The organism is Hymenobacter sp. M1-2 (genome assembly GCF_057808495.1).
This window is the reverse complement of the sequence record NZ_JBTYZO010000010.1, coordinates 175,478-190,403: the sequence shown is the minus strand read 5'-3', so window position 1 is coordinate 190,403 and position 14,926 is coordinate 175,478. Positions and strand designations below refer to the sequence as shown.

Sequence of the window (14,926 nt, the reverse complement as noted above, 5' to 3'; positions counted from 1 at the left end):
ATTAAGAAAATAGTTGTAAGAAATTTGGCTCATTAGCCAAAACAGAATAACGCTCTGTAATGGTGGAGCGGGCCGTTTCTCCCAAGCGAATACGCAGCCAGGGATTCTGCATTAATTTCTCTAACGCTGCTCGCCAATCACTGGGGGTAGCACATATATAACCATTTACATCAGAATGAACTACTTCCGTATTCATGCCGACCGGCGACACGAGAGCAGGGATGCCCAATGCCATATATTGTAGCGCCTTAAAAGCGCATTTACCTTTGGACCAAGGATCATCCTCCAATGGCATAAGGCCAATATGCAAAGCAGCTAAATCTTCTATCTCCGTCTCTTTACACCACGGCTGAAAATTTAGAGAGCGAAGAGATAGTTCTGGCAGCTGATTAGAGATGACCCGAAATTCAAAATCATAACGGACTTCCAGTTCAGATAATATGGGTACTATCTGCTTTAAGTATTTCAACGTAGAGTGAGTGCCGGTCCAGCCAATTACAAGACGACCAGGTGCCTGTTGATCACGCACCCGATTATGCAGGTGCACAGTATCAATAGTAGTGGGATTGACGAATGAGTTAGGATTAAACTGCTTAGCGTAGTTCTGCAAATATGCGTTGCCACAACTTACTTTATAAGCCCATCTGCAAATACTACCTACTTTGCTGTGCCATTTTATTCCTGCTACCACCTTATTGGCCTCCGACGTATTCGGAATCCAAATAGCGTCATCGAAATCATATATTAATTTCTTACCAAGCACTTTCGCAATAAGCCACTCAAACATTGGCGGCCCAATAGGGGCAGCTTCGCGATGAATGAACACGTAGTCGTAAGCAGGCACGCTGAACAACAAAACAACTCGCCGCAGAAATCCCGTTAAAATCCCCATCACCTTGGCCATGGTATGCCCTGACTTATAAAGAACAGCCCAGGTGGCATCCGACAAAAACGGGGCTAGCTTATATGTGTACCCAGCCGTTACAAGTGTTTCCAGGTATTGTTCGAATCGAAACCGCTGTGATGGTGCGCGGCCAGGAGGATAAGGAATCAAAAACAGAATGCTTGGCATCTTACGCACTTAATAGCCTTTGTAGAACTCCAGTACCCCATCGATTACACGCTGCTGGTCGTCATTACTCAACTCATAATACAAAGGCAAGCGCACCAAGCAGTCTGTGTAATAGTCTGCCCATTTTAATTCGCGTCCATCATGCTTGTCGGCATAGAATGAACTCTTGTGCAAGGACAAGTAGTGAAATACAGGAAGAATTTGCTGTTGCTTTAAGCTGTCGATGAGGGCGGTGCGCTCTGCTAGACTGCGGCACACTAGATAAAACATATGACCATTGTTGGTAGCGTATTCAGGCACTACGGGTAAACTTATGCCCGATTCAGTCAACGAAGCAAAAGCAGCGTAATATCTCTGCCATATCGCTTTTCGACGCTGCTGAATGTCAGACAGGTGCTCCAATTGCGCCCACAGAAAGGCCGCAATTATATCGGAGGGTAAGAAAGATGATCCAATATCTACCCACCCATATTTGTCGACCTCACCGCGGAAAAATGAAGACCGGTTAGTACCTTTTTCGCGAATGATTTCGGCTCGGCCAGCGTAGCTTAAGTCATTAATAGCCAACATGCCCCCCTCACCCGAAATGATATTTTTGGTTTCATGAAATGAGAAGGCGGCCATCGCTCCAAAGGTGCCTAGTGCCTTGCCTTTGTAAAAGCTATCAATAGCCTGAGCCGCATCTTCCACTATTAAAAGATTGTGACGGTCAGCTACACCCTGAATGGCATCCATGTCGCAGGCAATGCCTGCGTAATGCACCGGTACGATAGCGCGTGTGCGAGGTGTCACCAGCGCTTCGAGCGTGGTCGCATCCAGGTTGGGGGTTTCAGCACTACTATCCGCGAAAACGATTTTAGCACCACGTAATACAAACGCGTTAGGCGTGCTCACGAAGGTGTAAGAAGGTACGATAACCTCGTCGCCCGGCTGTATGTCCAATAGAATGGCAGCCATCTCCAACGCATCGGTACAACTGGTGGTGAGTAGTACTTTCTGAAAACCTAGCTGTTGCTCAAAATAAGCGTGACAACGCTTGGTGAAAATGCCGTCACCCGAAATTTTTCCGGAGCGTACAGCTTCTTCAATGTATCTCGTTTCCGAACCGGCGAGATATGGCTTGTTAAAGGGGATGGCAGATTGCATTCTTTCGTATTAGTAAAGCTCAAAGGTACAAGCTACAGGGCGCAAACCATTATCGTTCCTTTGCTCCAACCCGCTCGCCAGAACTCACCCGAAGCTTCCACGGCTGAGCCTGGACGCCGACATACGTGCCTGCGTCAAGCAGAGAATGCACTCCCATTATACTACTGCTGGCGCGCACGTCAGGGTTTATTCGCGGATTGTCTACTACGGTGTTGTTCCTGAAAGCAATACTCTGCTACTTGTACACCACTAGCTGAATCGGTAGCGGGAGCAAATAAAGCATGGTCTTCAACTAACACCTTATAAATAATGACACGTCTTAAGGTATAAATAGACGTTGGACTTTCCACATTCAAATAAAGTATACCGCCTAATCAAGTGATGTTGGCTGTCTTAAGCCAAAGGTGATATATGTATTCCACTTGGTCTTGGTGAAACCCACACTTTTCGTAGAAATGGCAGGCGCGTTCGTTTTCTAGTTGAGTGACTACTTGCAACTCTTTTGTGCCCCACTCCTGGGCACGCTGTATCGCAGCAGCTACCAGCCGCTGACCAATGCGAGTACCTCGCGTAGCCTCATCCACGGCCAACAGACCTATGTCCGCGCGTCCTTGTTTAACCCCGAGAGTTAGCACGCCCAGTTCCTTTTCTATTGGCTGATAAACTAGTACCGAACGAGCTAAATCTCCTGAAAGGGAGTTCTCCATCCACTTTGTATACAGTTGCTCATACACGTGACGACCAAAATTAGTGTCACGGCGAAACCGGGAATACTCGCCACTTTGCAGAGCCAACGCACGTAACTGTGGCTTTAGACTATGTGCTTCTTTGATGTCTGGCTCAGCTACCACTTCCTGCACCCTAGGTAACGTTTGTAGGTAAGTCACCTTACGGTCTACTAGCATAGCCCCTAATCGTTGTGCCTCCTCTTGACTATTTAAGTCAGCAGGATGAATTATTACATACAGCAAGCGGTACTGCGCACTACTTGCTTGCTCCACCAGGCTGGCCAACTGCGTACCAGTGCCGTAGCTTAAACCAATACGACCGACGGAATAGCCCAGAAAATCGCTATCCCAGTCTAGCTTCATTAACTGATTCGTCATACACAAATGTTGTGGTTAACGGTTTTTGCTAGCAATGAGTAGGATGGCAGTATTAATTAATAATTTCGTCAACTAAAAATATCGGACGGCTTTTAACTTGTTCGAAAGTTTTACCAATATATAAGCCGACCATTCCAAGAACCGACATCAACAATCCTGAAAGCAACCAGATAGATAGAATCAGGCTTGTGTAACCAAGCACTTCTACCCCGCCTGATAAAAATCTAATAATCATGTAAATAGCCATTACAAATGCCAATGCCGATACTACTAGTCCTAATTTCACTACTAGCCGCATAGGCTTGTCAGAGTATGATAGAATGATATCTATCGCAAGGTGAATTAAACGGCGAAAATTGTAAGAGCTTTTTCCAATACTACGCTCGGCATGGTCGACGGCGACAGATGCTATATCAAAACCAACCCAACGTACCATCGTCGGGAAATAGCGAATACTGTCGTTCATAGCGAGTATTGATTTAATGACTTTGTGATGATAGATGCCAAAATTAGCAATGGCAGGATCCTGTTTAGTTTCTGTTAAATAAGATAAAACCCAGTAGAAAAATCTAGAGAATAAGCGTTTCAAAAATGTATCCTGCCGGTCTACTCTTCGGGCAAATACGATATCGTGTCCCTGTTGAGCTAGTGCAAATAATTTGGCAATTTCTTCCGGTTGGTCCTGCAAGTCGCAGTCCATTACCACAACCCATTCCCCACAGCACTGCGCCAGACCGGCTGTAATGGCTTTGTGCTGCCCAAAATTCCGACTAAGCCGAATGCCGCGTACTCGCTTATCCAGTGCAGTATTGCGCAAAATCTGCTCCCAGGACTTGTCGGGGCTTCGGTCGTCCACGAGAATTATTTCAAAATTGTCCGTTATTGCCGATACGCTTGTGACTATACGCTGTACAAGCTCATCTACCAGCGCTTCAGCTCGATAAACTGGGCTAACAATTGAAAACAGAGGTTTATTCGAACCCAAGACTAAAAAAGAAGGAGAGTAGAAAAGAGTATTAGGAGCTCTCTGGAAAGGGCCAGCAGAGTAGGGTTTTGCGTCCAAAGATACGTTCCTGCAAGCTCTCAACCAGTGCTGACGCAGCCAACATCATAGATGTACTAGCTAGTAATAGGTAGCGCATTTCGAGGGTACACATGGTTCGATGAATGTGTAGTGGAAGAAAACTCGAAACGTGAATATGGGTAACACGCGCCAAGTGCGCCGAAAAACCCGTATAGTTTATTTCAATCGGCAGTAGAACTAAGCAATATCCATTTAATTTAACAGCATTACAACACGGAGGTTATTAATAAATTAACTATTAAAGAATATTGAGTACGCCTCTCTTGCTCGCTCAACTGAACGATGATGTTCAGCTAGTGCTCGAATACTGCTTCGATGCGAGGGATCATATAAAATTTTAGCTAAATTTTTAAGGCTTGTTAATATACTATCAGGTTTCGTTAAGTTGAATAAAATACCTCCCCCCTCCTGCTGAATGATGGTAGAGTCATCTCCAACGCCTTCAGTAAGAAGCACAGGTAAACCATTGGCCCAATACTCTCCCACTTTGATTGGCGAGACATAAGGGGATGGTCTATGTAAACCAAAGGCGAAGTCAGAGGCCGACAAATAATCGGGCACCTCATAGAATGGTGCGTATACGATAGAACATTGAGTTTCATCGAGACCAGCAGTTCTTAACTTAGCTTGCAGCTCAGCTACAGGCTGGGGGCTGAGCAACAGCAGGTGGAAGGAGGAACCAAAGAAGCTGGCTACTTCCTTAAATAGCTTGAATGCTTCCAAGTCGTAGTAGATGCCTCCGAATTTACCTACATATACTCCTATTATTGCCTCAACAGAAAGCCCTAGTTGTTGGCGCATCCGCTTACGTGCTCCTAATTGAAAGGCGAAGTTGCTGAGATTGACAGAGCAGGGCACGGTAATGATACGACTACTTGGTACTCCTTCCTTTATTAACTGACGACGGTAGTTTTCTGCTACGGGCATCAAGCCTAGAGCATATTTTTTCTGTTTGTTTTCCCAGTATCGTTGGAAAATATAACGCGGATCGAAGCGGTGCCATACGCCTGCATCGCGCATGTACTCAGCGTGGGGTTCAAATGATTCCACCAGGAAAGGTAGTTTGGCTTGCTTCCAGACCAGGTAAGCTAAAGACCCAGCTGGTGCCCCACGGGCGATGAGCAGGTCGGCCTTAAACTCTAAGGCTTGTGCCACTAATTCTTTTGGAAAACGGAGAAAATCGTCTGTTTTAGTTACCAGTACTGAACGACCTGGCGGCGAGAGTAACGGCTGAAAACTAATTTTAGTCACTTCAAATGCCACGTTCAGTGCTGGCGGCTTCAGTGCCGACTCTCCGCGCTCAATGGTTACCAACCGTATGGCCTCTACATCATCTCGCTCTTGTAGAAGTTGCAGGTGCGGCAGTACGGTAGCTGTGGTTAACGCGTCAGCGAATGACCAGTAGCTGAGAAACAGAATACGCATAGCTTATTTTTAACCTGCTGTTATGCTCCGCGGCCCAGCAGTTGCTTAGCCCACCGTACCAAACGGGGGCTCGTTAGGCAGCGCAACAGAAGTTTGGCTCCCTGCGGCGCTGGTAAGCCTGGCAAGGCACGGCGCATATAGACCAAGGCCTCGCGCTGATGACCATCGATATGAGCATGGATGGCACAAAGGTAATACACTTGCCCCAGCAGACGCCGACGCTGATCCTCGGTCAGTTGTAGGCGTTGCTGCATCCAGCCAGCAGCCAAGTCCAGCCGCCGGATTAGGCCCTGATTATCGGCCCGCATTGAGCGCTGGTCATGGTCGTTCATAGTTAGCGTAATAGCGTCTATGATGTAAACGCGCTCACGCTGCGTGTTTTCCAGCATAAACATCCAGTCTTCCACGGCCGCGTAACGCCTATCTTCTTCAAACAGATGTAAATCTGAGTTTCCGCGGCGCACGCAGATATTACAGGCTAAGGCATTGCCGCGCACGAAAAAGTCAAATCCATACCAGCCTTCTTCCACCTCTGCAAGGTCACTATCAGCCAGCACGCCGTTACGGTCGAAGTTATACTTGGTGGCAATAAAGTTTGGCTGTCCCAACTCCACGATCTTCGCGTACAGCGTGGCTAGGTGTGTTGGGTGAAATTGGTCGTCGGAATCGAGAAACAGGACATACTCGCCCTTGGCACGAGCGAAGCCGTAATTGCGAGCCGCTCCTCGTTCACCATTTTCTTTCACCATGTACTGGAGCCGCCCATCTATGAACTGCGCTACCACTTCTGCCGTGTTGTCCTTGCTGCCATCGTCCACCACAATGATTTCCAGTGCCGCGAAAGTCTGCCCTAGCACTGAGCGTAAGGTATCAGCAATGAAGCCAGCCCGGTTGTAGGTGGGAACAACGACGCTAAAGAATGGATTTGTGGAATTAGTCATGAACGGCTATTGACGAGACCAGCACTGTTTCATAAAAAAGACCGGTGGTTGAGGCCGGTCTTTTTTATGAAACAGGAATGCCTTCTGGTGCAGATTACTCCTACTCGTGGTAGTTGTACACTTTATGCCCTCCTTGGAGCAGGTAAGCATCCCGACGGAACAAGGCCACATCGGCTTGCATCATATCCTTCACTAGCGCGGGCAAATCATACTTGGGTACCCAGCCTAGTTGCTGCTGCGACTTGGTGGGGTCGCCAATGAGCAGCTCTACTTCCGTGGGACGGAAATACTTGGGGTCTACCTCTACCACTATCTGCCCCTCTTCTACTTGATACTCGGGGTTGGTGCAGCGCACGACGACGGCTTTTTCGTTGGCGCCTTCACCTTCAAAAGCCAACTCGATGCCTACCTCCGCGAAGGCCATCTTCACGAAATCGCGCACGGTGGTCGTTACACCGGTGGCAATTACAAAGTCTTCGGGCTTATCCTGCTGTAGAATGAGCCACATGGCTTCTACATAGTCCTTGGCATGCCCCCAGTCGCGCCGGGCGTCGAGATTGCCTAGATAGATTTTCTGCTGCAAGCCCATCGCAATACGAGCCGTACCACGCGTGATTTTGCGCGTCACGAAGGTTTCACCCCGTAGTGGCGATTCATGGTTGAACAGGATGCCGTTGCAGGCATACATACCGTAAGCTTCGCGGTAGTTCACCGTAATCCAATACCCGTAGAGCTTGGCTACGGCATAGGGCGAGCGAGGATAGAAGGGCGTCGTTTCGGACTGCGGCACGGCTTGCACCAAGCCGTACAGTTCTGAGGTACTGGCCTGGTAAATGCGGGTTTTCTTGGTCAATCCTAATAGGCGTACAGCCTCCAGAATGCGCAGGGTACCAATACCGTCGGCGTTGGCGGTATACTCAGGCGTGTCGAACGAAACTTTCACGTGCGACATAGCACCGAGATTATAAATCTCATCGGGCTGTACTTCCTGAATGATACGAATTAAGTTAGTGGAGTCCGACAGGTCGCCGTAGTGCAACTTAAAACGAACGTCTTTCTCGTGCGGGTCTTGGTAGAGATGGTCGATGCGGTCGGTGTTGAATAGCGATGAGCGGCGCTTGATGCCGTGTACTTCATAGCCTTTCTTTAGCAGAAGTTCTGCGAGGTAGGCACCGTCCTGGCCAGTAATCCCGGTAACGAGGGCAACTTTCATATTTTATGCTTTTATGCTTCACCTGATACATGGTATAGAATACAAGTATCGAACAGAAGCAACTGTGAGCGTCCAGCGAGTTGATTTTTGCTGAACTTAGGGCAAAGGTAAACTCACGAATTGAAACGATCTTTAGGCCGGGAGCAAAAATCTTCCTATTAGCCAGGATAGTACCATCGTAAGCAGGGTAATAGTTCAGCTCCTTGTGCTTCTAGATTGGAAGCATTTTCAGAGTACAAACTAGCCGCCACAGACTCCTAATGCCTTATGCTGGTGCCAGACTTACCCTTTCTAACGACACAAAAAAGCCCGCCCCGAAAAATCTCGAGGCGGGCTTTTCATCAACAAGTCTACAACGTGGCCTTCCGTGCTGCCACCGCCGCTACAAAGGTGGTTATTTCGGTGATTTGAGCTTGTGTTTCGGCCAAGTCCCGTTCGCGGGTGAGTAACGCGACAGGACCGCGGGCTTCTTGCTTATCAGTGAGTTTAGACCGGCGGAATGTTGCGCTACGCAAATCAATCTCGCTGTTTTTACGAGCCTTGGTACCCACGGCCAGCGTTGGGATAACGGTAGTAAGCGCCTGGATTTCGGCATCGAGGCTGACCATAGCAGCCTGCGTTTCGGCTGATGCTTCGCTGGTACTGCCGCGGGCATATTCGAGGTTGTTGGCCCGGTGGCGCAAGGCTTTCAACTCGCTTTCAGCATCCGCCAGTAGCGTGTCGCAATCAGCGATGGTGGTCAATAGTTCTACAGAGTACGCCATGTTGTTATTGTGTTAAAATGTGAAAAATTATTTACAATCTCAAAACGCAAACTCTTTTTGGTATATTGTTCAGCTTATACTTTATTTTCTCAATTTTCTTCAGGCGCACCGTCAATTGTTGCCAGCAGTGTGCCTAGCGCGGTGGCTTCGGCTTCGAGATACTGTAAACGCAAGCCGAGTAGTAGCCGCGTTGCGGCCTGCTCCGGGTCAAGGATAGCAGCGGCTTCTGCTGCCCACTCGTCCAGCATCCGGTGCTGACGAGTAGCGTGGGTTTCGCCGGGAGTAGAGACTGGCAAGGCGGCGCGTAAGGCCGGAAGCACCTGCTGCCAACGCCGCGCTTGCCGTACCCGCGCATCCAATTGCTCCAGTTCCACGCGTAGGTTAGCGGCCTGCCACACGCAACGCGCCTGACGCCGACGCAATGGCGTTATGGCAGGTCTAACCCCATTTTCTATCCCGGACCCGTCCGCTGCTTCGGGCAAGCCCAGGCCGAGAGGCGACGGCAGCAGCCGAGCGAGTTCGCTCAGCCGCCGCGCTATCTGATAAGAGAACACGTGGCGGCCCGCTTCTATGTGGGCTACCTGTCCACGCGTAACCCCCAGATAGCGCGCTAGCTCCACCTGTGATAAACCTAAATACGCCCGTACAGCCGCGGCGATAGTAGTAGAGGGAACAGCTTTCATATAAGCAGCAGTTAATTTATGTGCACTGTACTCCCGGTGAAGTTGATGTCTTTGGCTTTTGCCGGCAACGGCATACTAGCCTTTTCCTAGACATAAAACAAAAAGGCTAGTAGGTATCACTAGCCTTTTTGGAATGAAACTTTATGATGGCTAGTCAGGAAGCAGAAGCTCGCCAAACCCTGGAGAGTCATACTACTAGCTGCGTAGCAGTTAGTGAGAAGGAGGCTTAGGAGTATATTCCAACGGACTACACTTGACAATACGCTTGACTTAAGGAGCCGTGGTATCCGACGGAGGTGCCTGTATCAGCCTACGCAACTGCTCGACTGCCACTAGCAGCGAGTGCTGGACACTCATATCCTTAGAGTGTCAGCAGAAGGGGTTCTTCGTAACGGTTATGTATTGGACTTCAAGCCAATGATCTTCTAATGACTTGCGCATCAGCAAATCACTAGAAGGCCACTATATTAAAATATCTTCTCCAATGCTTAATTAGCCGTTTAACGACGTTGGCGTCTTTTGAGCTTATTGTGTTTGGGATACCGTTAAATCATTCAATAACACTTCTGCCACCCGCTTAGCGTTTGCCTCTGAACCGAACTTTTGCCGTTCGACTCCCTCAACAAACCGCCGCATAGCAGCTATATAACGAGCATATTCTGCATAGGTCATTTGGGTTAAAAAAGCAGCGAGTTCGGCATCTGTAGCAAATGCCTCCCGGTCTATGAAGCATTCCGCGGGCACAAAGCGCTTAATGTCAGGCTCGCCTAGATATATGGGCACACATCCGGCAAATAGACAATCAAACAGCTTTTCAGAGATGTAACCGGGGGTACGCGTGTTCTCGTAGCATACCACAAACCGGTAAGAGCGGATAACGGCCAGTTTGTCGAGTGGTGGAACCGGGCCTCGGTTTAGACCTTCTACCGCGCGGCGGCGGCGAGCAGCAACCGTATCGGCTAATCGATTGGTAATGGCGCGCGGCAACACTCGCTGCAGCACACCCAAGCCGCGAAAGCTGCGGTATAAAGTTGGATCAACACCCCTGCTGTAAAAATCGAATTGCTGCGGCAAATGCTCACCAAACCAACGCAACGTACGGTAGCGGGTATATAAAAGCGAGCCGGAGCCTGGTTTGGGCCGTGTGAACTGAAACATACCGGCCATGAGCACTAAAAGTTTGCGCCGGTTAAACTCCTCTTCCGTCACGTCCTGAAACGGCGGGTAGCCATCAAGATCGATAGCGAAATAGTGGTGAATATATTTCTCACCGTCCGCCAGCGTATAATCGAAAGTAAATACCCGGTCGAAGGGAACGTGGTTTTCTTTCTTCCACACCTCTGGATAGTACGTAGCCGGCTCATTGAGCAACAGGTAAAGCCGCTGGCCAGGGCGTCGCTGATAGGTTTGAAAAAAGTCTACCACATCAAGGCCAATTATCAGTTCTGACTCTTCGGGAGGATGAATATCCTGAGTGGCCATATCGATACCGTGGACCGCAAGCTGACGGCGAAGCTCGGCAAACATGTAGCCGTAGTTTTTTATGCCCTTAATAGGCAGATCGGAGAAGATGCGGTTCTGCAAAAAGTCCGGCTCGTTCAGTACGACTAGAGTGGCTTTCATATTGTAGTCAGAAGGAGAAGGCGCCGTGGGCTCGGAAAGGAACAACTGGTTTAGCGGCGAACTAAGAATGTTTTGTCTGCTGCCGGATTTTCAGCCAATAGCCAATACTACCTAGGTAGTAGCGGTACTTACCCGTAGTATAAGCCAGAGCTAGAAAACTCTTGACTCCTTCCCAGATACTACCTTTCACTAAATAATGTGTTGCCAGGTTGGCACGGCTTTGCTGCATGGCCAGCGCGTTAATCTTTACGGCTTGGTAGGCACCTATCTTCTCCAGTTCCGTTCCTAGCCGCTGCCTCACCTGAATTTCGAAGTCATGCATACGGCGCATGTTTTGGCTGGTACTCGTGGCATGCACCCGCACCAAGGCCCAGGTTTCAGGCGAAGGGTCGTAGCGAAAATGAGCTCCTGCCAGCGCACACCGCACCCAAAATTCCCAATCCTCCACTGAGCGCAAATCCTCGGCAAACGGCCCAACCCGACGCAGCAACTCCGCCCGCGTCAAAGGCGCGTTCACTACCATCAGATTTTTTTCAATGATGGCGTTTATTAACACTTCACCCTGACCTTCGGCACCACTCATCCATGGCTTATTGAGCATGTCCATCGACTGGCTCAACTCGGTGGGCATGCCATGTCGGAAATAACGCATGTCACCATACACCAAATCTACGTTAGGATGCGCTTCCAGAAAGGCTACTTGTAACTCCAGCTTACGGGGTGCTAGCAAGTCGTCGGCATCCAAAAACTGGATATAGTCACCTGTAGCCGCGGCCACTCCTGCATTACGAGCCGCCGACATACCCTTATTCACTTGATACAGATACCGGAACCGGCTATCGCGCTGCACGTAGCTTTCGGCTACACTGCGCGAGGTATCCGTAGAACCGTCGTCGATGATAATACACTCCCAATGCGGATGTGTCTGGGCTAGTACCGAATCCAGGGTCTCCGGCAGCAGCCAGCCGTAGTTGTAACAGGGAATGATTAAGCTTACCAAGTTCAAAGTATTGGATAGTTTAGATTGCAGGAAAAGCATGATGAGTCGCTTTTTCTCGCCTTATAAGCCTTAGAGGTGATTGAAAACAAAATAAATACCTTTCAACGCTAAGCGCCGAGCACCAGCTATTTGAAAAACTCTGAACAAGGATCGCCATGCTTCCATACCATTTATTTGTAGGTATCGATCGATTGTAGCGTAAAAGTCAACATCCTTGTACTTACTTACTTGCTGCAAGCTTAGAATGATAGTATTGCGAATGGAGGCAAACACAAGTTCTCGTTTCTCAGGGTAAGCGCTACTTAGATCCACTTTGGCTTCCACTACTTGCTTCAGATTCTGACCATCAGAGTCAGAGACAGACGAACTGTGCCTCCGGTATGCCGCCAGTGTGTGGTCCGTTCCCACCAGCGTAAACCCTTCCAGAAGCATCTTCACCCATAGATGATAATCCTCAGCATTCTGCACCAACCGATTTTCGGTGAATCCACCGACTGCTTTTATTACGCTTTTTTTTGTTAGGGCCGTTAGTATAGGAACCCGATTACCGGCCAAAAACACGACTACTCCCTCTTCACCAGCGAAAGTACCTCGCACGGTATTCATTTTGGGTAAGCTGGCTACAGAGTTCCAGTCGAATTCGCCGCTAAACATATACGAATCAGCGAATAGTAAATCGGCTTGCTGAGCTTCCAACTCGCGTACCTGCACTTCTAGTTTCTCTGGCATCCAGAGGTCGTCTGAATCGAGAAAGGCAATGTATTCGCCAGCAGCATGTGCGATGCCGTTGTTACGCGCCCGACCTTGGCGGCCATTTTCCTGATAAACGTATTTGACGCGCTGATCTTGAGTACAATAGGCTTTTACGACCCTTTGGGTTTCATCCGTGGAGCCATCATCCACAATAACAAGTTCCCATTGCGTATACGTCTGCGCGAAGACACTACGAATAGTTTCTCCAATATGCTTAGCTGCATTATACGCAGGCATAATAATGGAAACCAGCTTCGTCATTTCTACTTTTTAAAGCAAGCTTGCAGCAACAGTTCCTGACGCAAATTTTTAATAGCTGAAGCTATATTATTTCAACTATGGCTTATACTACCTGTCGGACGAGGTCCTCGTACTTATGTTCTGCTATGATTTGTCCTTTACCGAGCTCATAAATCCGGTTACACTCGCGGAGCGTCGTGATACGGTGCGCAATGATGAGAATGGTTATATCGGTAGAGGAGAGCTTATTGATTGCTTCGTTCACCTCCCGTTCGGTTTCATTATCGAGGGCGCTAGTGGCCTCATCCAGCACCAGTACCTGCATTTGCTTATACAAGGCTCTAGCAATACCAATTCGTTGTCGCTGCCCACCAGATAGCTTAGAGCCTCTCTCGCCGATGAATGTATCTACCCCATCTGGCAGCCGGTCAACAAAGCTTCGCAAGGAGGCCTGTTCAAGAGCGTAATCCAATCGTTGCTTATCAACGTCAGGATCATTCAAGGTGATATTGTCTTTAATAGAGGCCTCCATCAAAAAGGTATCTTGCTTCACGTACCCGACAAGTCGGTGCCAGGCTTGCAAATGCTGGGGAGTGAGGCGCTGGCCATCTACTCGAATACTGCCTTCCTGCTCCGTATAGAAGCGCAGTAATAGATTCATCAGCGTGGTCTTCCCCGAGCCAGAACTGCCAATAAAGCCTACTTTTTCTCCTTTACGAACGTGCAGGCTAATGCCACGCAACGCGGGTTGCGTCTCATTAGGAAAGGTGAACCCGACATTCTCGAAATCGATGCCGCTCTCGAAAGAAAGGGGCAACTGCTGGGGATGGGGAGCCTCATTGAAATGAGGCTCCTGGTACGTGCCTAGATGATAGATGGTGTACTGATGCTGCTTGATCTGCATCAAGGACATCAACATCCGGTTTACGGATGGCATAAGCCGGTAAGCAGCAGCAGCGAATAACCCTACTAATCCAATCAATCCTGCTGCCCCATTAGCGAAGTACAGGGCGTAAAGGAAAATAGTTACTACTCCTAGAATCGCGACTAATTCAATAACTTTAAGTGGGAGCTGCCCATACAGATAAGCTTCCGCGTCTAGTTTTTGAATTTCCTGTTGCCCAGACGTAATATGGGTGCGAAACTGCTGAAGCTTGTTAGCAAGTTTCAGTTCCGCATATCCAATAAATAAGTCAAGCTGTTTGGCCGCCACCAATGGTCGCAGCTCATTTATTCTATTTCCAATGGCTAAAGAACGATTGCGTAGTGCACGATAAGTGATTAGCGCAGAAGGCACCAGCACGGCAGCCAGTATAAGAAGCAGCATTGGTTTATATAACATTATCCCTACCATAATGATAAGAACAACCGCTACCTCAGAAATAAAAAGAATTAAAGGCCGCAATACACCCGTCACATAATTAGATGGGATACCTATCACATAATTGCTTATAGTCGCAGAACCTAAATCATTGAAATACCAAAAAGGAAGATTTAGGTATTTTGTCATCTGTGCATCAATCAGAGCCAAGCTAATATCTGCTGTGTAGCGCGTCTGTAAATAGCTAACCCAAGTAGAAAAAAGATTCTTGAATAAGAAGAATACAAATACTGCAACGATAATAACTGTAAGAAAAGAACGCTCTGAATCTAGATTAAGTAGATCGTAGACTGGAGCGAAATACTTACTCTTCAATATTGCTCCTGGCTCAGATGCCAGCATGATAACTGGTACTAAAGCAGCCAAGCCGAACACATCCAGAAAAGAATTAATGAGCAACAGCAACAGCATCCAAACTCCTTCTCGCTTTTGCGAAGGGGTAAGAAAAAGACGTAGGCTGTTCAACGAAGCCGCTATGATTCCACCTCTCATGTT

Annotated in this window: 13 protein-coding genes; all 13 read right to left on the bottom strand. The window is 48.4% G+C overall.

Going from position 1 to position 14,926, the window contains the following annotated elements; genetic code table 11:
* Window position 1 precedes the first annotated feature (1 nt).
* The 13 genes from ACYSMN_RS11855 to ACYSMN_RS11795 all read right to left on the bottom strand — a co-directional run bounded on the left by ACYSMN_RS11855 (window position 2) and on the right by ACYSMN_RS11795 (window position 14,923).
* Window positions 2-1,072 (bottom strand): glycosyltransferase family 4 protein, encoded by a 1,071-nt coding sequence (locus tag ACYSMN_RS11855; protein WP_488924093.1) that lies wholly within the window; start codon window positions 1,070-1,072, stop codon window positions 2-4.
* Between the two features lie 9 nt (window positions 1,073-1,081).
* A complete protein-coding gene (rffA, locus tag ACYSMN_RS11850) occupies window positions 1,082-2,218 on the bottom strand; it encodes a dTDP-4-amino-4,6-dideoxygalactose transaminase (protein ID WP_488924092.1) in 1,137 nt (378 codons plus the stop codon).
* A 374-nt stretch (window positions 2,219-2,592) separates the two neighbouring features.
* The gene (locus tag ACYSMN_RS11845; RefSeq protein ID WP_488924091.1) at window positions 2,593-3,324 is read right to left on the bottom strand and encodes a GNAT family N-acetyltransferase; all 732 of its coding nucleotides are present in this window, start codon (window positions 3,322-3,324) and stop codon (window positions 2,593-2,595) included.
* Between the two features lie 52 nt (window positions 3,325-3,376).
* Entirely contained in the window at window positions 3,377-4,309 is a 933-nt protein-coding gene (locus ACYSMN_RS11840) for a glycosyltransferase family 2 protein (RefSeq protein ID WP_488924090.1), read from the bottom strand.
* 330 nt (window positions 4,310-4,639) lie between these two features.
* Complete coding sequence (locus tag ACYSMN_RS11835) at window positions 4,640-5,833, bottom strand: glycosyltransferase family protein (RefSeq protein ID WP_488924089.1); 1,194 nt, start codon at window positions 5,831-5,833, stop codon at window positions 4,640-4,642.
* 20 nt (window positions 5,834-5,853) lie between these two features.
* Complete coding sequence (locus ACYSMN_RS11830) at window positions 5,854-6,774, bottom strand: glycosyltransferase family 2 protein (RefSeq protein ID WP_488924088.1); 921 nt, start codon at window positions 6,772-6,774, stop codon at window positions 5,854-5,856.
* A 100-nt stretch (window positions 6,775-6,874) separates the two neighbouring features.
* Window positions 6,875-7,987, bottom strand: a complete 1,113-nt coding sequence (gmd, locus tag ACYSMN_RS11825) for a GDP-mannose 4,6-dehydratase (RefSeq protein ID WP_488924087.1) — start codon at window positions 7,985-7,987, stop codon at window positions 6,875-6,877.
* Between the two features lie 350 nt (window positions 7,988-8,337).
* Entirely contained in the window at window positions 8,338-8,751 is a 414-nt protein-coding gene (locus ACYSMN_RS11820) for a hypothetical protein (protein WP_488924086.1), read from the bottom strand.
* Between the two features lie 89 nt (window positions 8,752-8,840).
* A complete protein-coding gene (locus ACYSMN_RS11815; protein ID WP_488924085.1) occupies window positions 8,841-9,434 on the bottom strand; it encodes a helix-turn-helix transcriptional regulator in 594 nt (197 codons plus the stop codon).
* Between the two features lie 525 nt (window positions 9,435-9,959).
* Complete coding sequence (locus tag ACYSMN_RS11810; protein ID WP_488924084.1) at window positions 9,960-11,057, bottom strand: glycosyltransferase family 10 domain-containing protein; 1,098 nt, start codon at window positions 11,055-11,057, stop codon at window positions 9,960-9,962.
* A 61-nt stretch (window positions 11,058-11,118) separates the two neighbouring features.
* Window positions 11,119-12,057: a glycosyltransferase family 2 protein gene (locus ACYSMN_RS11805; protein ID WP_488924083.1), complete on the bottom strand. Its 939-nt coding sequence runs from the start codon at window positions 12,055-12,057 to the stop codon at window positions 11,119-11,121.
* A 69-nt stretch (window positions 12,058-12,126) separates the two neighbouring features.
* A complete protein-coding gene (locus ACYSMN_RS11800) occupies window positions 12,127-13,071 on the bottom strand; it encodes a glycosyltransferase family 2 protein (protein WP_488924082.1) in 945 nt (314 codons plus the stop codon).
* Window positions 13,072-13,153: 82 nt separating this feature from the next.
* On the bottom strand, window positions 13,154-14,923 hold the full coding sequence (locus tag ACYSMN_RS11795; protein WP_488924081.1) for an ABC transporter ATP-binding protein: 1,770 nt from the start codon (window positions 14,921-14,923) through the stop codon (window positions 13,154-13,156).
* Window positions 14,924-14,926 lie beyond the last annotated feature (3 nt).

Bases quoted from the DNA above. Each gene is read 5' to 3' on its own strand.
- ACYSMN_RS11800 (WP_488924082.1), bottom strand. From the start codon at position 13,071: ATGACGAAGCTGGTTTCCATTATTATGCCTGCGTATAATGCAGCTAAG.
- ACYSMN_RS11815 (WP_488924085.1), bottom strand. From the start codon at position 9,434: ATGAAAGCTGTTCCCTCTACTACTATCGCCGCGGCTGTACGGGCGTAT.
- rffA (WP_488924092.1), bottom strand. From the start codon at position 2,218: ATGCAATCTGCCATCCCCTTTAACAAGCCATATCTCGCCGGTTCGGAA.
- ACYSMN_RS11845 (WP_488924091.1), bottom strand. From the start codon at position 3,324: ATGACGAATCAGTTAATGAAGCTAGACTGGGATAGCGATTTTCTGGGC.
- ACYSMN_RS11855 (WP_488924093.1), bottom strand. From the start codon at position 1,072: ATGCCAAGCATTCTGTTTTTGATTCCTTATCCTCCTGGCCGCGCACCA.
- ACYSMN_RS11810 (WP_488924084.1), bottom strand. From the start codon at position 11,057: ATGAAAGCCACTCTAGTCGTACTGAACGAGCCGGACTTTTTGCAGAAC.
- ACYSMN_RS11835 (WP_488924089.1), bottom strand. From the start codon at position 5,833: ATGCGTATTCTGTTTCTCAGCTACTGGTCATTCGCTGACGCGTTAACC.
- ACYSMN_RS11820 (WP_488924086.1), bottom strand. From the start codon at position 8,751: ATGGCGTACTCTGTAGAACTATTGACCACCATCGCTGATTGCGACACG.
- ACYSMN_RS11830 (WP_488924088.1), bottom strand. From the start codon at position 6,774: ATGACTAATTCCACAAATCCATTCTTTAGCGTCGTTGTTCCCACCTAC.
- gmd (WP_488924087.1), bottom strand. From the start codon at position 7,987: ATGAAAGTTGCCCTCGTTACCGGGATTACTGGCCAGGACGGTGCCTAC.
- ACYSMN_RS11795 (WP_488924081.1), bottom strand. From the start codon at position 14,923: ATGAGAGGTGGAATCATAGCGGCTTCGTTGAACAGCCTACGTCTTTTT.